Origin of the sequence: Nocardioides kongjuensis, from assembly GCF_013409625.1 — a bacterium.
GTDB lineage: Bacteria > Actinomycetota > Actinomycetes > Propionibacteriales > Nocardioidaceae > Nocardioides > Nocardioides kongjuensis.
Map to the genome: position 1 here is coordinate 391,321 of NZ_JACCBF010000001.1, position 20,596 is coordinate 411,916.

Consider the following 20,596-nt stretch of genomic DNA (forward strand, 5'->3'; position numbering starts at 1 on the left):
CCCTAGAGGGTGCCCCCACTCAGGGCGCACGCAACCAGAGGGTGGCGAGAGGGGGCACCACGAGGTCGGCGTACGCCGGGCTGCCGCCGGGCGCACCCGACTCGAGCGGCCCGGCCGCCCGGGCGTGGACCACGCCGAGGTTGCCGACCCCGCTGCCGGCGTACGTCGTCGCGTCGGTGTTGAGCAGCTCGACCCACTCGCCGGCGACCGGGAGGCCGAGGCGGTAGTCGTGGGGGACGGCGGCGAAGTTGGTGACGCAGACCAGGTCGGGCGTGCCGGCCTCGCCCGCGCGGCGGACGAAGGAGAAGACGTTGTGGCCGGCGTCCTGGGCGTCGATCCACGCGAACCCGGCGGGGTCGTTGTCGAGGCGCCACAGCGCCGGCTCCTCGCGGTAGCGCGCGTTGAGGTCGCGCACGAAGTCGCGGAAGGCGGCGTGATCCGGCTTCTGCAGCAGCCACCAGTCGAGCTCGCGGGCCTCGGCCCACTCGGTCTCCTGGGCGAGCTCGGTGCCCATCATCACCAGCTGCTTGCCGGGGTGCGCCCACATGTAGGCGAGGTAGGCGCGCAGTGTCGCGAGCTGCTGCCAGCGGTCGCCGGGCATCTTGCGCACCAGCGAGCCCTTGCCGTGGACCACCTCGTCGTGGCTGAGGGGCAGCACGTAGTTCTCGGAGAACGCGTAGACCAGGGAGAACGCCATCTCGCCGTGGTGGTAGGAGCGGTGCACCGGGTCGTGCGCCAGGTAGCGCAGGCTGTCGTGCATCCAGCCCATGTTCCACTTGAACCCGAACCCGAGCCCGCCGCCCGACGTCGCGCCGGTGACCCCCGGCCACGCGGTCGACTCCTCGGCGATGGTGACGATGCCGGGGACGCGCTTGTACGCCGTCGCGTTCAGCTCCTGCAGGAGCTGGACGGCCTCGAGGTGCTCGTGGCCGCCGTACCTGTTGGGCGTCCACTCGCCGTCCTTGCGGCCGTAGTCGAGGTACAGCATCGACGCGACGCCGTCGACGCGCAGGCCGTCGACGTGGAACTCCTCGAGCCAGTACAGCGCGTTGGCGACGAGGAAGTTGCGGACCTCGGGACGGCCGAAGTCGAAGATGTAGGAGCCCCACTCGGGGTGCCAGCCGCGCTGCGGGTCGGGGTGCTCGTAGAGCGGCGTCCCGTCGAAGCGGACGAGCGCCCAGTCGTCGGTCGCGAAGTGCCCGGGCACCCAGTCGAGGATCACCGCGACGCCCGCCCGGTGGAGCGCGTCGACCAGGCGGCGGAAGCCGTCGGGGTCGCCGAAGCGCGCGTCGGGGGCGAAGTACCCGGTGACGTGGTAGCCCCACGAGCCGCCGAACGGGTGCTGCATGACCGGCATCAGCTCGACGTGGGTGAACCCGAGGTCGGCGAGGTAGCCGGGCAGGTCGGCGGCGAGCTCGTCGTAGGACCAGAACGATCCGTCGGGGTGGCGCTTCCACGAGCCGAGGTGGAGCTCGTAGGTCGCCATCGGCTCGTTGACCGGCTGCCGGGCGGCGCGGGCGGCGAGCCAGGCGTCGTCCTGCCACACGTGGGTGCTGGCGAACACCCGGGACGCGGTCGCCGGCGGGGCCTCCGCGTGGAAGGCCATCGGGTCGGCCTTGTGCCGCCACAGCCCGTCGGCGCCCTCGACGACGTACTTGTACGACGCGCCGGAGCCGACGCCCGGGACGAACACCTCCCACAGGCCCGAGCCGATCGTCGTCAGCCGGTGGGCGTTGCCGTCCCAGCCGTTGAAGTCGCCCACGACGCTGACGTTGCGGGCGTTGGGGGCCCAGACCACGAAGCTCGTGCCTGGCTCGGGCTCGTCGTGGACGTGAGCGCCGAGGACGTGCCACAGGAGCTCGTGTCGACCTTCTCCGATCAGGTGGAGGTCGACCTCGCCGACGGAGGATCCAGAAGTGCTGCGCGGGACGGGCGGCATCTCGTTGAGTCTAGCCGGTGGGCAATGATGCACGAGTGAGCGAACGCATCGGCTGGAGGTACACCGTCCTCGTCCCCGCGGTCCTGGCGGTCTTGTCGATGATCGGGCCGTTCAGCATCGACACGCCGTTCCCGGCGTTCCCGGAGATGGGGCGCGACCTCGACGTCGACACCGGTGCCCTGCAGCTGATCGTCACCGTCTACCTCGGCTCGTTCGCCCTGATGAGCGTCTTCCACGGGCCGTTGTCCGACGCGGTCGGCCGGCGTCCCGTGATGCTCGGCGGCATCGCGGTCTACGTCCTCGCCTCGCTGGGCTGCGTGGTCGCCGCAAGCCTGCCGCTGCTGCTGGTGTGCCGTGCCCTGCAGGGCCTCAGCGCCGGCGGCGCGACCATCGTCAGCCGGACCGTGATCCGCGACCTCTTCGACGGACCCCAGGCGCAGAAGCTGATGAGCCGGGTCGCGATCATCTTCGGCCTCGCTCCTGCGGTCGGGCCGATCCTCGGTGGCGCGCTGCTGCAGCTCGGGCCGTGGCAGCTGATCTTCGGCTTCCAGGCCGCCATGGGCGTGCTGCTCATCCTCTCCGTGCTCTTCCTGCTCCCCGAGACCCACCCGCGCGAGCGCCGCGTCCCGCTGCGGGTCGGTGCCGTCCTCGGCGGCCTGGTCGAGGTCGGCCGGGTCGGCGCCTTCCACCGCCTCGCCTGGGCGACCGCACTGATCTTCGGGGCGCAGTTCCTCTACATCGGTGGCGCCGCCATCTTCGTCGTCGACGTCCTCGGCGAGGGCGAGCTCGACTTCTGGAAGCTGTTCGTCCCGATGATCGGCTCGATGATGCTCGGCTCCTGGCTGTGCGGCCGCGCCGCCGGTCGGATCTCCGCGCGCCGCCTCGTCTCCTGGGGGTGCACGACGTCCTTCGCCGGCGGGGTCGTGGGCGTGCTGGTCGCCGCTCTCGGCGCCGGCGACGAGCTGCCCTGGGCGGTCCTCGGGGTCTCCCTGATCGCGCTCGGCAACGGCATCACCTACCCGACCCTGCAGCTCATGCTCCTCGACCGGTTCCCCACCCGCCGCGGTGCCGTGGTCTCGCTCGCCACCTTCGTCGCCCTCGTGCTCAACGCGGTCACCGCCGTGGCCGTCGTCCCCGTCATCGGTGGCTCGGCCCTCGGCTTCGCCGTCGCCGCCCTCGTCGGCGTCGGTGCCGGCCAGCTGTGCTGGAGCTGGCACGTCGCCGTCGAGGACCGGGACTGCGCCGTCTCCCGCGACGTCGGGGAGAGGGAGCCGGTCGAGCTGCTGTAGCCAGCGCGTGAACCGCCTGTCGGCTGGGATGCCTGGGGCTGGTGGGAGCTCAGCGCTGCCAGGTCTGCCTCGGCGCGTACCCGCCGCGCCGCAGCCAGTGCTCGGTGTGGACGATCCGGTCCGGGGTGATGACGGTGAGCGGGTCGGTGGGCGGCTGCGAGAGCGACCGGCCGCGCTCCACGTGGTCGGACTGCCAGCGCACCGCCTCCCAGTACGCCTGGGCGTCGCGGTCGTCGCGCCGTCCCTGCTCGGCGACGACAGGTCCTGGGCTGGCCCGCCGCCGCGGACTCACATGTCGACGCCGATGAACTGCGGGTCGCCGCCGGTCACCTTCAGCCTGCCGACCTCGTCGCACCGCGGAGCGCCGACCACGCAGTCGTAGATCGTGAAGCCCGGGTAGTCGGTGCCCGTGGCGACCAGGATCGAGCCGTCGGTGTCCACGGCGTACCAGCCGAAGGAGTCGCCCATCGCCGGCGGACCGACGGGGAGCACGACCGGGGCCTCCCCGGGTGTCGTGGGCTGCAGGGTGCTGCTCCAGTACAGGACGTAGCGGCCGTCGAGGGTCAGCTGGGCGTCGATCGCCCCGGCCACGAGGCGCCACTCCCCGAGGTCCGTGGGTCGGGGGCCGTCGTAGAGGACCACCCCGGCGCGTACGTCGGCCACCCGGGTCCCGGGTCCGGCGAAGTCCCGCCACTCGTCGGCTCCCCAGGACCAGGTGCGGGTGCCGGAGCGGTCGCGGACGAACACTGCACCCCGGTCGATCCCGTCGATCACGAGGTCGCCACAGGCTCCGCAGTCGAGGGTCGTGGAGCCCAGCTCGTCGCCGGTGGCGAGGTCGCGGACCGCGATCGTCGCCGTCCCGTCGTGCAGCGTCGCCCACGCGACCACCCGCCCGGACCCGTCGACCTTCGCGGTCGGGTGGAAGCCGTGGGGCGCGTCGAGCGGCCCGTCGACCAGGCGGGACACCTCGCCCTTCGTGTCGAGCAGCATCGGCCGCCCGGCATCGAAGAAGACGATCCCCTCCTGCGTCGCGGCCGCATCGGTGTCCAGCCAGGTCATGTCGCCGTAGGGGAAGTCGCGCCCGCCCAGGTGGAGCGTGGCGCCGGGGTCGGCGTAGGCGCGGGCACCGTGGCTGAAGTCCAGGGGTCCCACCGAGGCGTACGCCGGGTCGCGCACCGTCCGCCCGTCGCGGCCGCTCCCCGGGAGGGTCACGGCCAGGCCGACGCCGACGGCGATCACGGTGGTCGCGGCGAGCGCGGTCGTCGTACGCCGCCGGCGGCGCAACCTGCGTCCGGCCGCTCTCGCCACGCCGGGGTCCGCGGGCGGCACCGCGAAGTCGTCGATCCGCTCGGTGAGGAGGTCGCCCAGGTCGATGCTCATGCTTCGTCTCCCGTCGTGAAGGCGCCGCAGCGGCGCAGGCTGGTCAGGGCGGCCGCGGCCTGGGACTTCACCGTCCCCCGCGAGCAGCCGAGGGCGGTGGCGATCTGCTCCTCGCTCAGGTCCTCGTAGTAGCGCAGCACGATGACCGCACGTTGCCGCGGCGGCAGGGCCCGGACCGCGGCCCACATCCGCTCGCGCTCCGCGACGGCGCCGTCGTGCGCCTCGGCGACCAGGCCGGTGTCGACGGCCGGGTGCGGCCGCTCGCGACGCGACCACGCCTTGCGACGCAGGCCGAGGACCTCGTTGAGGACCATCCGGTGCAGGTACGCCTCCGGGCTGTCGGCCCGTCGTACCCGGCCCCACGAGGCGTAGGCCCGCGCGAAGGCGGCCTGGACCGCGTCCTCGGCGGTGGCCGCGTCGTCGGCGACGGCGCGTGCCAGCCGGTACAGCCGCGGCCACTGCGCTGCGAACAGGTCGGCGTACTCGCGCTCGTCGTCCACCAGCACCTCCTGGACGAAGGATGCCGGAGGGTGCGCGGTCCCGAGGCGTTCCATACCTCCTTGATGTCGGTGGGGGCCGGTTCGGTTGGGTCGGTGTGATGATGCGGGCATGGCCCGACTTGTGGTGCTCGCCGTCCTCGCCGCCCTGCTCACGCCCGCCACCTCGGTGTCAGCCCAGCCGGACAGGCACGCCGACCTCCCGCTCGCCGGTCGGGTGATCGTCATCGACCCGGGCCACCAGCTCGGCAACTCCCGCCACCGTGCCGAGGTCGACCAGCCGGTCCCGGCCGGCAACGGCCAGACCAAGCCCTGCAACACGACGGGCACGGCGACCAACGGCGGCTTCCCCGAGGCCACCTTCACCTGGCGTGTCGCCACTCGGCTCGCCGCCCGCCTGCGCGCCCTCGGCGCCGAGGTCGTGCTCACCCGCACCACCAACAGCCGTGCCGACTGGGGTCCGTGCGTCGACGTCCGCGGCCTGCTCGGCAACGCCGGCTACCGGGGCTGGGACCGCCCGGCCGACCTCAAGATCAGCATCCACGGCGACGGCTCCCTCAGCGGCGGCCGCGGCTTCCACGTCATCGTCGCCGCCAAGGCCGAGGGCCGCGCCGCCTCGACGGCCTTCGGGCGCACCGTCCGCGGCGCCCTCCACGACCGCGGCTTCCGCGACGCCACCTACACCGCCGGCGGCCGCGGGCTCACCCACCGCTCCGACCTCGCCACGCTGAACCTCTCCGAGGTCCCCACCGCGATGGTCGAGCTGGGCAACATGCGCAGCGCCGCCGACGCCCGGGTGATGACGTCACGGAAGGGTCAGCGGCGCTACGCCGCGGCGCTGGCGGCCGCCGTCAGTCGCTACCTGCGGTGAGCCGGGCCACGCCGGCCAGTGGGATCGGCAGCCAGGTCGGCCGGTTCCGGGCCTCGTAGATGCACTCGTAGACCGCCTTGTCGACGACGTACGCCGTCAGCAGGGCGCGCGCCGCGGGCCAGAGCGGCTGCCCGCCGAGGTAGGCGGCCAGGAACGCCTTGCGGTTGCGGCGTGCCCACTCGTCGGCCCGGACGCTGCGCTGGTGCAGCACGTCCGGGTCCTCCTCGGGCATCGACTCGGCGACGGCGTGCGGTGCGTAGTCGAAGGAGCGCAGCATGCCGGCGACGTCGCGCCAGGGGGAGTCGGGCAGCACCCGCTCGGCCAGCGGCTTGGCGGGCTCGCCCTCGAAGTCGACCAGCTTCCAGCCGAGCACGGTGCGCAGGGTCTGGCCGAGGTGGAGGTCGCCGTGCACCCGCTGGACGGGCACCTCGCGCAGCTCTGCCACCGCCGCGAACACGCGCTGGGCCGACGAGGCGTACTCCGCCAGCTCCGGCACCACCTCGAGCGCCGCGGTGAGCCGGTTGCCCATCGCGGTCGCCAGGTCGGTGCCGGCGATGGACGACGTCGGGAAGGACTCGGCCAGCTGGGCGTGCACCTCGGCGAGCGCGGTGCCGAGGCGGGCGGCCTCGCTGGCGAAGTCGCCGCCGACCTCCTCGGCGTGCAGGTCGGCCTCCGCGAACAGGTCGCGCACGCTGGCCAGGGCCAGGTCCCAGCCGTCGCTGGCGGTGCGCAGGAACTGCTGCAGCATCCCGAGCTGCAGGTCCTCGACCTCGATCCACCCGTAGAGCTGCGCGACGTGGGTCGATCCGGCCTCGGTGAGCACCCGGTGGGTGGTGATGTCGGGGTTCTCGCCCGGGGTCACCTTGCGGAACAGCTTGAGCACGGAGTCCTCGCCGAACAGGATCGACGAGTTCGACTGCTCACCGCTGAAGAGCGAGCCCGGTGCGTCGAGGTCGAGGTCGTGGCCCGGCAGGCGCACGAAGCCCGGGCGCTCGCCGAAGGCGTGCAGCAGGTGGGCGGTCGCGGCGCGGTCGCTCGGGGCGTCGTACGCCGGCCGCCCGGCCTCGTCGTCGGCGGGCCAGTGCCCGACGTACGCGTGCTCGAGCCTCTCCTGCGGCTCGTCGTAGAGGGCCAGGGGGACCTGGTAGAGCTCGCGGTCGCCGTCGTCGTCGTAGGTGACCTCGACGAGGAGCACGACCACCTCGGGAGCGGAGCCGAGGCGCAGCAACTCCCGGGTGCCGGTCACGGTGAACGCGCGTCCCTTGCCGCCGAACCAGCGGCGGTGCTCGAGGAACGGGGCGAGGAAGGAAGCAGTCACAGCACCGGCCTCCCCGTCGTCTCCGGATCCGTCAACCGGAACCAGTAGAAGCCGTGCCCGCTCAGCGTCAGGAGATACGGGAGCTCGCCGATCCGGGGGAACGGCACGCCGCCGAGCAGCTCCACCGGCACCCGGCCCTCGAACCGGCGCAGGTCCAGCTCGACCGGCTGCGGGAAGCGGGAGAGGTTGTTGACGCACAGGATGACGTCGTCGGTGTCGTGCTCGCGGACGTACGACAGCACGGTCGGGTTGGACCCGCCGAGGTCGCTGAACGTGCCGAGCCCGAAGGCGTCGTGCTGGCGCCGGATGTGGATCATCCGGCGGGTCCAGTGCAACAGCGACGACGGGTTCTCCAGCTGCGCCTCGACGTTGACGCTCTGGTAGCCGTAGACCGGGTCCTGGATGGTCGGCAGGTGCAGCTTGCCGGGGGTGGCGGAGGAGAACCCCGCGTTGCGGTCGGGGGTCCACTGCATCGGCGTACGGACGCCGTCGCGGTCACCGAGCCAGATGTTGTCGCCCATCCCGATCTCGTCGCCGTAGTAGAGGACGGGGGAGCCGGGCAGCGAGAGCAGCAGCGCCGTGAACAGCTCGATCTGGTTGGTGTCGTTGTCGAGCAGCGGCGCGAGCCGGCGGCGGATGCCGATGTTGGCCTTCATGCGGGGGTCCTTGGCGTACTCGCCCCACATGTAGTCGCGGTCCTCGTCGGTGACCATCTCGAGGGTGAGCTCGTCGTGGTTGCGCAGGAAGATGCCCCACTGGCAGCCCTCCGGGATCGCCGGCGTCTGCTCCATGATCTCCGAGATCGGGAAGCGCGACTCGCGCCGTACGGCCATGAAGATGCGCGGCATCACCGGGAAGTGGAAGGCCATGTGGCACTCGGTCCCGACGAAGGTCCCGTCCGCCTGCTCCTCGGGCCCGAAGTACTCCACGACGTCGGTCGGCCACTGGTTCGCCTCGCAGAGCAGCACCCGGCCGGGGTAGTTCTCGTCGACGAACCGGCGCACCTTCTTGAGGAAGTCGTGGGTCTCCGGGAGGTTCTCGCCGTTGGTGCCGGGGCGCTCGTAGAGGTACGGCACCGCGTCGAGCCGGAAGCCGTCGAGGCCCATGTCGAGCCAGAAGGCCATCGCCTCCAGCATCGCGTCGTGGACCTTGGGGTTGTCGAAGTTGAGGTCGGGCTGGTGGTGGAAGAACCGGTGCCAGTAGTACTGGCCCCGCGTCTGGTCCCAGGTCCAGTTCGACGGCTCGGTGTCGACGAAGATGATCCGCGCGTCCTGGTAGAGCTCGTCGGTGTCGGACCAGACGTAGAAGTCGCCGTACGGGCCGTCGGGATCGCTGCGCGAGGCCTGGAACCACGGGTGCGCGTCACTCGTGTGGTTCATGACGAAGTCGATGATCACCCGGATCCCACGCTCGTGGGCGGCGTCGAGGAACGCGTGGAAGTCGTCGACGGTGCCGATCTCGGGGAGGATCCCGGTGTAGTCGGCGACGTCGTAGCCGCCGTCGCGCAGCGGCGAGGCGAAGAACGGCGGCACCCACAGGCAGTCGACGCCCAGCCACTGCAGGTAGTCGAGCTTCTCGGTCAGGCCCTGGAAGTCGCCGGTGCCGTCGGCGTTGGAGTCGCGGAACGAGCGGACCAGCACCTCGTAGAAGACCGCTGTCCGGAACCACTCGGGCTCCTGGTTGAGCACCGTCGTCGCAGGGGTGGTCACAGGTGCTCCTTCACGGTCAGGATGTGCGCCGGCTGCGCGGGGTCGAGCCGGACGTAGTCGTGCTCGCCCCAGGTCCACTCACCGCCGGTGAGCTCGTCGTGGACCGTGAACGAGGTGCCCGGCTCGAGGCCGAGCGCCGCCAGGTCGAGGTGGACCATCGACTCGCGGACCTGGTGCGGGTCGAGGCTGAGCACCACGATCACCGTGTCGCGGCCCGCCCGCTTCGACCAGCAGACGACGTGGTCGTCCTCGGCCTGGTGCAGGTGCAGGTTGCGCAGCAGCTGCAGCGCCGGGTGGGCACGTCGGATCGCGTTGAGCCGCGTGACGTACGCCGTCAGACCGTTGCCGTTGGTGGCACCCGTCGCGGTCGTCCAGTCCCGGACCCGGATCTGGTACTTCTCCGAGTCGAGGTACTCCTCGCTGCCCGGCTTGACCGCCACGTGCTCGCCGAGCTCGTAGCCGGCGTACATCCCCCACGACGGCGAGGACATCGCGGCCAGCACCGCGCGGATCCGGAAGGCGGCCGGGCCGCCGTACTGCAGGAACTCGTGGAGGATGTCGGGGGTGTTGACGAAGAAGTTCGGCCGGACCCGGTGCGCCGACTCCTGCGACACCTCGCGCAGGTAGTCCTCGACGTCGACCTTCTCGGTGCGCCAGGTGAAGTACGTGTAGGACTGGTGGAACCCGATGGCGCCGAGGGTCTGCAGCATCGGCGGCTTCGTGAACGCCTCGGCGAGGAAGAGCACGTCGGGGTCGGTACGACGGACCTCGGCCAGCAGCCACTGCCAGAACGCCACCGGCTTGGTGTGCGGGTTGTCGACCCGGAAGATCCGCACGCCGTGGGCCATCCAGTGGCGCACGACGCGCAGCACCTCGGCGGAGATGCCGGCGGGGTCGTTGTCGAAGTTGACCGGGTAGATGTCCTGGTACTTCTTCGGCGGGTTCTCGGCGTACGCGATCGACCCGTCGGCTCGGGTCGTGAACCACTCCGGGTGCGTGGCGACCCACGGGTGGTCGGGTGCGCACTGCAGCGCGAGGTCGAGCGCGACCTCGAGGTCGAGGGCCTTCGCGGCGGCGACGAAGGCGTCGAAGTCGCGGATCGTGCCGAGGTCGGGGTGGACGGCGTCGTGTCCGCCGTCCTTGCTCCCGATCGCCCAGGGGGAGCCCTTCCAGTCCGGGGGAGTCGGCTCGCCGTCGGGCAGCACCGTGTTGTTGGGGCCCTTGCGGTTGACCTCGCCGATCGGGTGGATCGGCGGCAGGTAGATCACGTCGAAGCCCATCGCGGCCACCGCGGGCAGGCGTTCGGCCGCGGTGCGGAAGGTGCCGCTGGTGACCTCGCCGGTCGCCGGGTCGTAGGTCGCGCCCTCGGAGCGGGGGAAGAACTCGTACCAGCTGCCGAACAGCGCACGGGGCCGGTCGACGTACACCGGGAACGGGCCCTCCACGGTGAGCAGGTCGCGCAGCGGGTGGGCCTCGAGGGTGCTGACGACCTCGGGCGACTCGAGCTGGGCGAGGCGTGCCTCGACGGGCCGCTGGTCGTCGGCGGCCGCGGCGATCGCGGCCTCGACCGTGGTCTGCTCGGCCGCGGTGAGACCACCGCCGGCCAGGACGCGCTCGAACAGCAGCCGGCCCTCGGCGAACATCAGCTCCACGTCGACGCCGGCTCGGATCTTGATGCCGGCGTCGTGGAACCAGGTCCCCAGCGGGCTCGACCACGCGTGGATCTCGTACGCCCAGGGGCCCTCGGCGTCGGCGCTGACCCACGCCTCGTACCGGTCCACGGTGAACCGGTCGCGGGCCGGCAGCGCCTGCATCCGCACCGGTGGTCGTCGTACGCCGTCCGGGCCGACCAGGACCACCTCGGCTCCGAGGCGGTCGTGTCCCTCGCGGAACACGGTCGCGCTCACCGGGAACGGCTCGCCCAGGGCGGCCTTGACCGGCAGGTGGCGGCTCTCGGTGGGGTTGTTGGTTCCGGCCTCGAGGACCGGCTCGACGTCGATCACGGGGATGCGTCCGACCATGACTCGAACCTATCGAGTCCCCGATGGGGTGCGTCTAGGGCGTGGCCAGGTCCCAGACGTCGACCGGGTCGCCGGCCGCGAGCGGAGCGCCGTCGGCGGGCAGGTCGATCAGCGCGTCGGCACCGGCGAACCAGCCGAGGAAGCCAGAGCCGGGCGGGCCCCACGGGGCGACCGTGCCGGTGGCCCGGTCGAGCCGGGCACGCCGCAGCTGGCGCTTGCCCCGCAGCGGCTCGAGCGGCTCGGTGAGGGTGGCGCGGACGACCGTGCGCTGGGGGCGCGGGTGCCCGAAGGCCAGCCGCAGCGCGGGCCGGACGAAGACCTCCCACGAGGTGAGGGCGCTGACCGGGTTGCCGGGCAGGCACACGACGGGTGTCGTCCGGTGGAGCAGGCCGGAGCCCTGGGGCATCCCGGGCTGCATCGCGACCTTCACGAACTCGACCCCGCGCGGCCCCAGCCCGTCCTTGACCACCTCGTACGCCCCGGCGCTCACGCCCCCCGAGGTGATCACGAGGTCGACGTCGCCCGCAGCGAGCTCGCCGTCGAGCAGCGCCAGGAACGTCGCAACGTCGTCCTCGACCCACAGCTTGCGCACCGCCACCCCGCCCGCCTCCTCGACCGCGGCCGCGAGCAGCGCACCGTTGGCGTCGCGGATCTGGCCGGATCCCGGCGCGGGGTCCTCGGCCAGCTCGCTGCCCGTCGACACGACGAGGACGCGCGGGCGCCGTCGTACGACGACCTCGCGGACGCCGAACGCCGCCAGCACCCCGACCTGCGCCGGCCCGAGCGTGCAGCCCGCCGCCAGGACCTCCTGGCCCTGCGCCACGTCGGAGCCGGCCGTGCGCACGAAGCTGCCGACCGCGCGGGCCTCGCGGATCTCGACGGTGTCGGTGCCGCCGTCGGTCACCTCGACCTCGACGACCGCGTCGGCGCCCGCTGGGACGGCGGCGCCGGTCATGATCCGCCGGGCCGTCCCGGGCGCCAGCTCGCCCACCGGCGCACCGGCGGGGATGTCCTCGCCGACGCTGAGCCTGACGGGGGAGTCCGGGGTGGCTCCCGCGACGTCGGCCGCGCGCACGGCGTACCCGTCCATCCCGGAGTTGTCGAACGCCGGCAGCGGCTCCGGCGCCGCCACGGCCTCGCCCAGGACGCGACCCCGTGCCTGCTCGAGCGGGACCGTCTCGGTCGGCCACGGCCGGTCCGGGCCGTGGCCGGCGGCGAGGAGGGCGGCGACGTGACGCTGGTGCTCGGGGACCGGGCGGAGAGGTGCGGTAGTCATCGGCGCCAGCCTAGGCGCAGACGCCGCCGGGAGAATTGCGACGGGCGAGGCAGCCCCCATGACTCCACCCCGCCCGTCGGTACCACCCCAACGGCCCGGGGTGCGTCCGCGTTACGCGGAACCCGGTGTCACATCTACCGATCACCTCGCGGACGCGTATTGGATCGTTCAAGTGCGATTGGCTACCGTCGGTCCATGCGTGCGATCCGGAGGTTCACGGTCCGCCCCGTCCTGCCCGACGCGCTCGCCTCGCTGGGTGAGCTCGCGGCCAACCTGCGCTGGTCCTGGCACCCGCCGACCCAGGCGTTGTTCGAGACGATCGACGCCGGGCTCTGGCAGGAGTCGGGCCACGACCCGCTGCGGATGCTCGGCGAGGTCAGTGCGGAGCGGTGGGCCGAGCTGGTGGCCGACGACGACTACGTCCGACGGGTGGCGCACGCCCGCGCCGACCTGGCGTCGTACCTCTCCGAGGACCGCTGGTACCAGCGCGCCCGCGCAGCCGAGCCCGACCGCACCTGGCCGACCTCGATCGCCTACTTCTCGCCGGAGTACGGCATCACCGCGGTGCTGCCGCAGTACTCCGGTGGCCTGGGCATCCTCGCCGGCGACCACCTCAAGGCCGCCAGCGACCTCGGCGTGCCGATCGTCGGCGTCGGCCTGCTCTACCGCCACGGCTACTTCAAGCAGGCGCTCTCGCGCGACGGCTGGCAGCAGGAGAGCTACCCGGTCCTCGACCCCGACGAGCTGCCCCTGTCGCTGCTCCACGAGCACGACGGCAGCCGTACGACGATCGCGATCCGGATGCCCGACGGCCCGGACCTGCTCGCCCGGGTCTTCGTGGCCAGCGTCGGCCGGGTGCCGCTGCTGCTGCTCGACACCGACGTCGAGGAGAACCCCGAGGCCTACCGGCTCGTCACCGACCGGCTCTACGGCGGCAACACCGAGCACCGCCTGCGCCAGGAGCTGCTCCTGGGCGTCGGCGGCGTGCGCGCCCTGCGCGCGTACTCCCGGATCACCGGCGCCCCGGCGCCCGAGGTCTTCCACACCAACGAGGGCCATGCCGGCTTCCTCGGGGTGGAGCGGATCCGCGAGCTGACCGCGGAGAGCGACGTCGACTTCGCCACGGCGCTGGAGGCCGGCCGGGCGTCGACGGTGTTCACCACGCACACCCCGGTGCCGGCGGGCATCGACCGCTTCCCGCGCACGCTGGTCGAGCAGTACCTCGGCGAGCACGGTGCGACCCCCGGCGTACCCGTCGACCAGGTCCTCGCGCTCGGCGCCGAGGACTACGACGGCGGCGACCCCGGGGTGTTCAACATGGCGGTGATGGGCTTCCGGCTCGCGCAGCGCGCCAACGGCGTCTCGCAGCTGCACGGCCACGTCAGCCGCGGCATGTTCAACGGGCTGTGGCCCGCGTTCGACGAGGCCGAGGTGCCGATCACCTCGATCACCAACGGCGTGCACGCGCCGACCTGGGTCGCGCCCGAGGTCGTCGCACTCGCCGAGGCGCAGGGCGCCGACTACCACGGCGACGACACGGGCGCGTTCTGGGCGGCCTTCGACAAGGTGCCCGGTCCCGACGTGTGGCGCACCAAGCGTGCGCTGCGTGAGCGGCTCGTCGACGACGCCCGCCGCCGGCTGCGCAAGTCGTGGGAGAAGCGTGGTGCCTCGCCGGCCGAGCTCGGGTGGATCGACGACGCGCTCGACCCCGACGTGCTGACGATCGGCTTCGCGCGCCGGGTGCCGTCGTACAAGCGACTCACGCTGATGCTGCGCGACCCCGACCGCCTCAAGGCCCTGCTGCTGCACCCCGAGCGCCCGGTCCAGCTGGTGGTCGCCGGCAAGGCGCACCCCGCCGACGACGGCGGCAAGCGGCTGATCCAGGAGCTGGTCCGCTTCGCCGACGCCGAGGACGTCCGGCACCGGATCGTGTTCCTCCCCAACTACGACATCGCGCTCGCGCAGCCGCTCTACCCCGGTTGCGACGTGTGGCTCAACAACCCGCTGCGCCCCTACGAGGCCTGCGGCACCTCGGGCATGAAGGCCGCGCTCAACGGAGGCCTCAACCTGTCGATCCTCGACGGGTGGTGGGACGAGTGGTACGAGCCGGAGTTCGGCTGGCCGATCCCGTCCGCCGACGGGCTCGAGGACTACTCCGACCAGCGCGACGACCTCGAGGCTGCCGCCCTCTACGACCTGATCGAGAACGAGGTCGCGCCGCGGTTCTACGACCACGACCACGAGGGCGTGCCCGCGGGCTGGGTCGAGATGCTGCGCCACACCTGGGCCAACCTCGGCCCCAAGGTGCTCGCCACCCGGATGGTCCGCGACTACGTCGAGAAGCTCTACGCGCCTGCCGCCCACAACGCCCGTGCGCTCGCCGCCGTCGAGAACGGCGCCCGCGACCTGGCGCAGTGGAAGGCGCACGTCCGCGGCGCCTGGCCCGGCGTCCGGGTCGAGCACGTCGAGGCCGAGGGCATCGGCGACGTCGCCGAGGTCGGCGCCGTCCTCCACGTCCGCTCCTACGTCGCGCTGGGCGAGCTCTCCCCGCAGGACGTCGAGGTGCAGCTGGTCCACGGCCGCGTCGACGCCGAGGACGACATCGTCGCCGCGTCCGTCGTACCCCTCAGGCTCGTCGAGTCCTACGACGGCGGCCGCCACCGCTTCGACGGGGAGGTCGCCCTCGGCCGCTCCGGCCCGTTCGGCTACACCGTCCGGGTGCTCCCGGCCAACCCCCTGCTCGTCGCACCCGCCGAGCTCGGTGTGGTCGCCCTGGCCTGACCGACCCGGCCCGAACTGGCCTCGAACATCCGCCGACCCGGCAGAAAGTGGCATGACGATGAGCCACTTTCTGCCGGGTCGGCGTGATTTCCGCGCACTTTCCTGCCGGGTCGGCGCACGACGGGAGCCACTTTCTGCCGGGTCGGTCAGGTGTCGGTCTCCTGCATGACGACCACGCTGCGCGCCCCGATGCTCAGCACCGCCCCGACGGCGACCTCGGTGCCGCCCGGGAGCCCGGGGTCGGTGGACAGCACGACCGAGCCGGCGTGCACCCAGTCGTTGTCGGGCAGGTGCACCTCGACGGCCTCGGCGCCGGCGTGGAACCAGATCAGGAACGACGTGTCGATCTGCTGCTCCCCGCGCGGGCCCGGCTCGCGCAGCGGCTTGCCGGACACGAACATGCCGATGGTGCGCAGCGAGGAGTCGTGCCAGTCCTCGTCGGTCATCTCGCGGCCCGACGGGTGCAGCCAGGCCAGGTCCTTGGGGCCGCCGACGATCGCGGGCCGGCCCTCGAACCAGTGCCGCTGGCGCAGCGCGTGGTGCTCGCGCCGCAGCCTCAGCGCCGCCCGGGTCACCTCGTACACGTCCAGCCACGCGTCCTCGGCCCGCCAGTCCACCCACGAGATCTCGTTGTCCTGGCAGTAGGCGTTGTTGTTGCCGCGCTGGGTGCGCCCGCGCTCGTCGCCGGCCGTCAGCATCGGTACGCCGTTCGACAGGCACAGCGTGGCCATCAGGTTCGCCGCCTGCCGCCGCCGCAGCGCCACCACCTCGGGATCGGAGGTCTCGCCCTCGACGCCGTGGTTCCACGACCGGTTGTCGTCGGTGCCGTCGCGGTTGTCCTCGCCGTTCGCCTCGTTGTGCTTCGCGTCGTACGACACCAGGTCGCGCACCGTGAACCCGTCGTGCGCGGTGATGAAGTTGACGGAGTTGTACGCCGACCGGCCGTCGTCGGCGTACAGGTCCGAGGAGCCGGCCAGCCGGGTCGCGACGGAGTGCAGCCCGTCGGACCGGCCGCGCCAGAAGTCGCGGATCGTGTCGCGGTACTGGTCGTTCCACTCGACCCACGGCGGCGGCATCCCGCCGACGAGGTAGCCGTCCATCGAGGTGTCCCACGGCTCGGCGATCAGCTTGACGTGCCGCAACACCGGGTCCTGGCCGATCGCGATGAGCAGCTTGCAGGCCATGTCGACGGGGATGCCGTCGCTGCCGGCGGTGCGGGTCAGGGCCGACATCAGGTCGAACCGGAAGCCGTCGACGTGCATCTCGGTGACCCAGTACCGCAGCGAGTCGAGGATCAGCCGCAGCGCGAGCGGGTCCTCGGTGTTGACCGTGTTGCCGCACCCCGTCACGTCCCAGTACGTGTCGTCGTAGCCCTCGCTCGTCGGCACCCGCCGGTAGAAGCCGCGGTCGTCCAGTCCCCGGAAGGAGTACGTCGGTCCCTCGGCCCCCGCCTCGGCGGTGTGGTTGTAGACGACGTCGAGGATCACCTCGATGCCGGCGGCGTGCAGCGAGCGCACCATCTGCTTGAACTCGCTGACCTGGCCGCCGCGGTCGCCCGACGAGGAGTACGACGCGTCGGGCGCGAAGTAGCTGATCGGGTTGTAGCCCCAGTAGTTCACGCTCCCGCGCTCCAGGAGCGCCGGCTCGGAGAAGAACTGCTGCACCGGCAGCAGCTCGACAGCGGTTACGCCGAGGTCCTGGAGGTACTGGGTCACCACCGGGTGCCCCAGCCCGGCGTACGTGCCCCTCAGCTCGGGAGGGACCCGGTCGTGCAGCTTCGTGAACCCCTTGACGTGCAGCTCGTAGATCACCGTGTCGCGCCAGCGGCGCCGCATCGCGACGTCGTCGCCCCAGTCGAAGGCCGGGTCCACGACCACGCTGTGCGCGTCGTCCTCGGTGCCGGCGACCGCGAGGCCGTAGGGGTCGAGCAGCAGCGTGTCGGGGTCGAAGCGCAGGCCCTCCTCCGGCTGCCACGGTCCCTCCACCCGGAAGCCGTACCGGGTGCCGGGCGCGACGTCGGGTACGGCACCGTGCCAGATGCCGAGGGACTGCTCGGTCAGCGGGAGCCGCCGCTCGCCGGCCTCGTCGTCGAACAGGCACAGCCACACGGCGCTCGCGGCGGGGGAGTGGACGGCGAAGTTGGTGGACTCGGACGACCAGGTCGCGCCGAGCGGCCAGTTGCGTCCGGGCCACACCGGGGCCTGTTCTCCGAGGGTGCGCCAGAGGCCGGGGGTCACCCGGCCCATTGTGCCTGCGCCCCGGTGCGGCACGCCCAAAGGAAGGGTTCAGGTGACCGCGCCGGTCCCGACGCGGCAGAATGCGGACGGGGACGGGGTCCCAACCTCACAACGAGGCCCCAGTACGTCGTGACGAGAGGGAGCAGATGACTGCGGAGTTCGTGCGCCTGGAGGTTGCCGACGGTGTCGGGACCATCCGGCTCGACCGGGCCAAGGCGATGAACGCGATCAGCATCCAGGTCCAAGACGAGCTGGCTCTCGCTGCCGCCGAGGCGACCGACCGCAGCGACGTGCGGGCCGTCGTCGTGTGGGGTGGCGAGAAGGTGTTCGCCGCCGGCAACGACGTCAAGGAGATGGCCGACATGTCCTACACGGACATGGTCGACCGCGTGCAGAAGCTGCAGGACGCCGTCAACGCGGTGGCCCGGATCCCCAAGCCCGTCGTGGCGGCGGTCAACGGCTACGCCCTCGGCGGCGGCTGCGAGCTCGCGCTCGCTGCCGACGTGCGCTTCGCCGCCGACAACGCCGTGCTCGGCCAGCCCGAGGTCCTCCTCGGCATCATCCCGGGCGCCGGCGGAACCCAGCGGCTGCCCCGCCTGGTCGGGCCCAGCAAGGCCAAGGACCTGCTCTACACCGGCCGGTTCGTGAAGGCCGAGGAGGCGCTCGCGATCGGCCTGGTCGACCGCGTCGTCCCCGCCGCCGAGGTGTACGCCGAGGCTGTCGCCTGGGCGTCGCGGTTCGCCACCGCGGCGCCGTACGCGCTCCGGGCGATCAAGGAGACGGTCGACCGTGGCCTCGAGGTCGACATCGAGACGGGCCTGCAGGTCGAGCGGCACAGCTTCGCCGCGATCTTCGCGACCGGCGACAGCCGCACCGGCATGCAGTCCTTCATCGAGAACGGCCCGGGCAAGGCCACCTTCGAGGGACGGTGACGCCGGTGAGCAGCAGCGACGACAAGTTCACCGCGGCCGACGACGCCGCCGTCGACCGCGGCCGCACGACGCCCGGCGCGAGCCGCTCGCTCACCGCCGCACGGGTGCGCGACAACATCGCCCGCGTCGTGTGGGTCGTCTGCATGGCTCTCGCGCTGGTCCTGGCGGTCGCCGCGTTCACCTACGCGCTCGAGGCCAACCAGGACAACGGCCTGGTCAAGCTCGTCCGCGACCTGGCCGACACCTTCGACCTCAGCGTCTTCGACCTCGACAACCCGGTGAAGGCCTTCACGGGCAAGAACGCCGTGGTCAAGACCGCGCTGTTCAACTACGGCCTCGCCTCGGTGGTCTACCTCGTCATCGGCCGGGTCCTCGAGCGCATCATCCGCCCCTGACACGGGCTCGCCCCGGCCCGGCTCCCTGTGGTGGACGCCACGTGGACGAGGTTCCCGTCGTTGGTGACCGGGCGGTAGCCTGCGAGACGCTGTCCTCAGCGGACCAGAGCTGTTCCCTGCCCGACCACGCGGCAGGGCTCACGTTGCACAGGAAGGGGCCGGTCCGGCCACAACCATGACTCTCTCCAACATTGTCGTCCTTGTGAAGTACGTCCCCGACGCCACGGGTGACCGGAAGTTCGAGGCGGACAACACTGTCGACCGCGTCGGCGTCGACGGTCTCCTCTCCGAGCTCGACGAGTACGCCGTCGAGCAGGCTCTCCAGATCAAGGAGAAGCGCGCCGACGAGGAGATCACCGTCACCGCGCTGACCGTGGGTCCGGCCGAGGCCGAGGCCGCCGTCCGCAAGGCGCTGCAGATGGGTGCCGACAAGGCCGTCCACGTGCAGGACGACGCGATCGCCGGCTCGGATGCCGTCGCGACCTCGCTGGTGCTCGCCAAGGCGATCGAGAAGATCGGTGTCCCGGAGCTCGTCGTCGGTGGCCTCGCGTCCACCGACGGTGGCCTGAGCGTCGTCCCGGCGATGCTCGCCGAGCGCCTCGGCCTGCCGCAGGTCACCCTCGCGGCCGTCGTCGAGACCCAGGGCGACCAGGTCCGCATCAAGCGTGACGGCGACACCGCCACCGAGGTCGTCGGCGGCACCCTCCCGCTGGTCCTCTCGGTCACCGACCAGTCGGGCGAGGCGCGCTACCCGTCCTTCAAGGGCATCATGGCCGCGAAGAAGAAGCCGCTGGAGTCGCTCACCCTCGCCGACATCGGCGTGGACGCCTCCGAGGTCGGCCTCGACGCCGCGTGGACCAAGGTCGACAACGTGACCGCCCGTCCCGCGCGCACCGCCGGCGAGATCGTCAAGGACGAGGACGGCTCGGGCGCCACGGCGCTGGTCGAGTTCCTCGCGTCGAAGAAGTTCATCTGAGGAGCCTGATCCATGTCTGAAGTTCTCGTTCTGGTCGACCACGTCGACGGCGCGGTCCGCAAGCCCACCTACGAGCTGCTGGCGATCGCCAAGCGCATCGGTTCCCCCTCGGCCGTCTTCATCGGCGGTGCCGACAAGGCCGCCGCCGCGGCCGACGCGGTCAAGGCGTACGGCGCCGACAAGGTCTACGTCGTCGACGACGCCGAGATCAAGGGCTACCTCGTGGCCCCCAAGGCCGAGGTGCTGCAGCAGCTCGCCGAGAAGACCTCGCCGGCCGCGATCCTGATCCCGGCCTCGGCCGAGGGCAAGGAGATCGCCGGCCGTCTCGCGATCAAGCTCTCCTCGGGCCTGATCACCGACGCCGTCGACGTCCAGGTGAACGGTGGCGAGATCGTCACCACCCAGTCGGTGTTCGCCGGCAACTTCACCGTCGACGCCAAGGTCGTCAAGGGCACGCCGATCATCGCGGTCAAGCCCAACGCCGCCGCCCCCGAGGAGGGCGCGGGCGCCGGTGCCGTCGAGCAGTTCGCCGCCACGATCTCCGACGGTGCCAAGACCGCGCAGATCGTCGCCTCGCAGCCGCGCCAGGCCACCGGTCGTCCCGAGCTCACCGAGGCCGCGATCGTGGTCTCCGGTGGTCGTGGCACCGGCGGTGACTTCACCGCGGTCGAGGGCCTCGCCGACGCGCTCGGTGCCGCCGTGGGTGCCTCGCGTGCCGCCGTCGACTCGGGCTGGAAGCCGCACACCTTCCAGGTCGGCCAGACCGGCAAGGTCGTCTCGCCGCAGCTGTACGTCGCCAACGGCATCTCCGGTGCGATCCAGCACCGCGCCGGCATGCAGACCTCGAAGACCATCGTGGCCGTCAACAAGGACGAGGAGGCGCCGATCTTCGAGCTCGTCGACTTCGGCGTCGTGGGTGACCTCCACACCGTCCTCCCGGCCGTGACCGCGGAGATCGAGAAGCGCAAGGGCTGA

General features: G+C 72.0%; 16 protein-coding genes. 7 read left to right on the plus strand and 9 right to left on the minus strand.

Annotated features, from left to right (window positions below; translation table 11 throughout):
* Positions 1-19 precede the first annotated feature (19 nt).
* Complete coding sequence (glgB, locus tag BJ958_RS01885; RefSeq protein ID WP_179725036.1) at positions 20-1,939, minus strand: 1,4-alpha-glucan branching protein GlgB; 1,920 nt, start codon at positions 1,937-1,939, stop codon at positions 20-22.
* 35 nt (positions 1,940-1,974) lie between these two features.
* Between glgB and BJ958_RS01890 the strand changes: the two genes are divergently transcribed.
* Positions 1,975-3,228: a Bcr/CflA family efflux MFS transporter gene (locus tag BJ958_RS01890; RefSeq protein WP_218865550.1), complete on the plus strand. Its 1,254-nt coding sequence runs from the start codon at positions 1,975-1,977 to the stop codon at positions 3,226-3,228.
* Between the two features lie 49 nt (positions 3,229-3,277).
* Here the strand turns inward: BJ958_RS01890 and BJ958_RS01895 are convergent, their stop codons facing one another.
* Genes BJ958_RS01895 through BJ958_RS01905 form a run of 3 tightly spaced genes read right to left on the minus strand, consistent with a single transcriptional unit; the run spans position 3,278 to position 5,108 of the window.
* Complete coding sequence (locus tag BJ958_RS01895; protein ID WP_179725038.1) at positions 3,278-3,520, minus strand: hypothetical protein; 243 nt, start codon at positions 3,518-3,520, stop codon at positions 3,278-3,280.
* Positions 3,517-4,608, minus strand: coding sequence for a hypothetical protein (locus BJ958_RS01900; RefSeq protein ID WP_179725040.1), 1,092 nt, complete (start codon positions 4,606-4,608; stop codon positions 3,517-3,519). The genes BJ958_RS01895 and BJ958_RS01900 overlap by 4 nt, the downstream gene beginning before the upstream one ends.
* Entirely contained in the window at positions 4,605-5,108 is a 504-nt protein-coding gene (locus tag BJ958_RS01905) for a SigE family RNA polymerase sigma factor (protein ID WP_218865551.1), read from the minus strand. The genes BJ958_RS01900 and BJ958_RS01905 overlap by 4 nt, the downstream gene beginning before the upstream one ends.
* Before the next feature lie 109 nt (positions 5,109-5,217).
* Here BJ958_RS01905 and BJ958_RS01910 point away from each other — a divergent pair, with 109 nt between their 5' ends.
* Entirely contained in the window at positions 5,218-5,976 is a 759-nt protein-coding gene (locus BJ958_RS01910; protein ID WP_179725044.1) for an N-acetylmuramoyl-L-alanine amidase family protein, read from the plus strand.
* Here BJ958_RS01910 and BJ958_RS01915 read toward each other — a convergent pair.
* The 4 genes from BJ958_RS01915 to BJ958_RS01930 are packed head-to-tail and all read right to left on the minus strand — an operon-like array spanning position 5,957 to position 12,300.
* Positions 5,957-7,294: a maltokinase N-terminal cap-like domain-containing protein gene (locus BJ958_RS01915; RefSeq protein WP_179725046.1), complete on the minus strand. Its 1,338-nt coding sequence runs from the start codon at positions 7,292-7,294 to the stop codon at positions 5,957-5,959. The two genes, BJ958_RS01910 and BJ958_RS01915, sit on opposite strands and share 20 nt — an antisense overlap.
* Positions 7,291-9,003 (minus strand): maltose alpha-D-glucosyltransferase, encoded by a 1,713-nt coding sequence (gene treS / locus BJ958_RS01920; protein ID WP_179725048.1) that lies wholly within the window; start codon positions 9,001-9,003, stop codon positions 7,291-7,293. Before treS ends, BJ958_RS01915 begins: the two co-directional genes overlap by 4 nt.
* On the minus strand, positions 9,000-11,024 hold the full coding sequence (locus BJ958_RS01925) for an alpha-1,4-glucan--maltose-1-phosphate maltosyltransferase (protein ID WP_179725050.1): 2,025 nt from the start codon (positions 11,022-11,024) through the stop codon (positions 9,000-9,002). Before BJ958_RS01925 ends, treS begins: the two co-directional genes overlap by 4 nt.
* A 34-nt stretch (positions 11,025-11,058) precedes the next feature.
* Positions 11,059-12,300, minus strand: a complete 1,242-nt coding sequence (locus tag BJ958_RS01930) for a molybdopterin molybdotransferase MoeA (RefSeq protein ID WP_179725052.1) — start codon at positions 12,298-12,300, stop codon at positions 11,059-11,061.
* Positions 12,301-12,495: 195 nt separating this feature from the next.
* On the opposite strand from BJ958_RS01930, the gene glgP reads away from it, so the two are divergent.
* A complete protein-coding gene (glgP, locus tag BJ958_RS01935; RefSeq protein ID WP_179725054.1) occupies positions 12,496-15,081 on the plus strand; it encodes an alpha-glucan family phosphorylase in 2,586 nt (861 codons plus the stop codon).
* A 146-nt stretch (positions 15,082-15,227) separates the two neighbouring features.
* Here glgP and glgX read toward each other — a convergent pair whose 3' ends face one another.
* Positions 15,228-17,318, minus strand: a complete 2,091-nt coding sequence (gene glgX / locus BJ958_RS01940) for a glycogen debranching protein GlgX (protein WP_179725056.1) — start codon at positions 17,316-17,318, stop codon at positions 15,228-15,230.
* 146 nt (positions 17,319-17,464) lie between these two features.
* Here glgX and BJ958_RS01945 point away from each other — a divergent pair, with 146 nt between their 5' ends.
* The 4 genes from BJ958_RS01945 (at position 17,465) to BJ958_RS01960 (ending at position 20,596) form a co-directional block, all read left to right on the plus strand.
* Positions 17,465-18,250, plus strand: coding sequence for an enoyl-CoA hydratase/isomerase family protein (locus tag BJ958_RS01945; protein WP_179725058.1), 786 nt, complete (start codon positions 17,465-17,467; stop codon positions 18,248-18,250).
* 5 nt (positions 18,251-18,255) lie between these two features.
* Positions 18,256-18,645 carry a hypothetical protein gene (locus BJ958_RS01950; RefSeq protein ID WP_218865554.1) on the plus strand — a complete coding sequence of 130 codons (390 nt, stop codon included), beginning with the start codon at positions 18,256-18,258 and terminating at the stop codon, positions 18,643-18,645.
* A 202-nt stretch (positions 18,646-18,847) separates the two neighbouring features.
* Positions 18,848-19,621 (plus strand): electron transfer flavoprotein subunit beta/FixA family protein, encoded by a 774-nt coding sequence (locus BJ958_RS01955; RefSeq protein ID WP_425489738.1) that lies wholly within the window; start codon positions 18,848-18,850, stop codon positions 19,619-19,621.
* 12 nt (positions 19,622-19,633) lie between these two features.
* Positions 19,634-20,596 (plus strand): electron transfer flavoprotein subunit alpha/FixB family protein, encoded by a 963-nt coding sequence (locus BJ958_RS01960; protein WP_179725060.1) that lies wholly within the window; start codon positions 19,634-19,636, stop codon positions 20,594-20,596.

Coding starts and splice junctions, on each gene's coding strand:
- glgB (WP_179725036.1), bottom strand. CDS start 1,939: ATGCCGCCCGTCCCGCGCAGCACTTCTGGATCCTCCGTCGGCGAGGTC.
- BJ958_RS01900 (WP_179725040.1), bottom strand. CDS start 4,608: ATGAGCATCGACCTGGGCGACCTCCTCACCGAGCGGATCGACGACTTC.
- BJ958_RS01910 (WP_179725044.1), top strand. CDS start 5,218: ATGGCCCGACTTGTGGTGCTCGCCGTCCTCGCCGCCCTGCTCACGCCC.
- BJ958_RS01925 (WP_179725050.1), bottom strand. CDS start 11,024: ATGGTCGGACGCATCCCCGTGATCGACGTCGAGCCGGTCCTCGAGGCC.
- BJ958_RS01930 (WP_179725052.1), bottom strand. CDS start 12,300: ATGACTACCGCACCTCTCCGCCCGGTCCCCGAGCACCAGCGTCACGTC.
- glgP (WP_179725054.1), top strand. CDS start 12,496: ATGCGTGCGATCCGGAGGTTCACGGTCCGCCCCGTCCTGCCCGACGCG.
- BJ958_RS01945 (WP_179725058.1), top strand. CDS start 17,465: ATGACTGCGGAGTTCGTGCGCCTGGAGGTTGCCGACGGTGTCGGGACC.
- BJ958_RS01960 (WP_179725060.1), top strand. CDS start 19,634: ATGTCTGAAGTTCTCGTTCTGGTCGACCACGTCGACGGCGCGGTCCGC.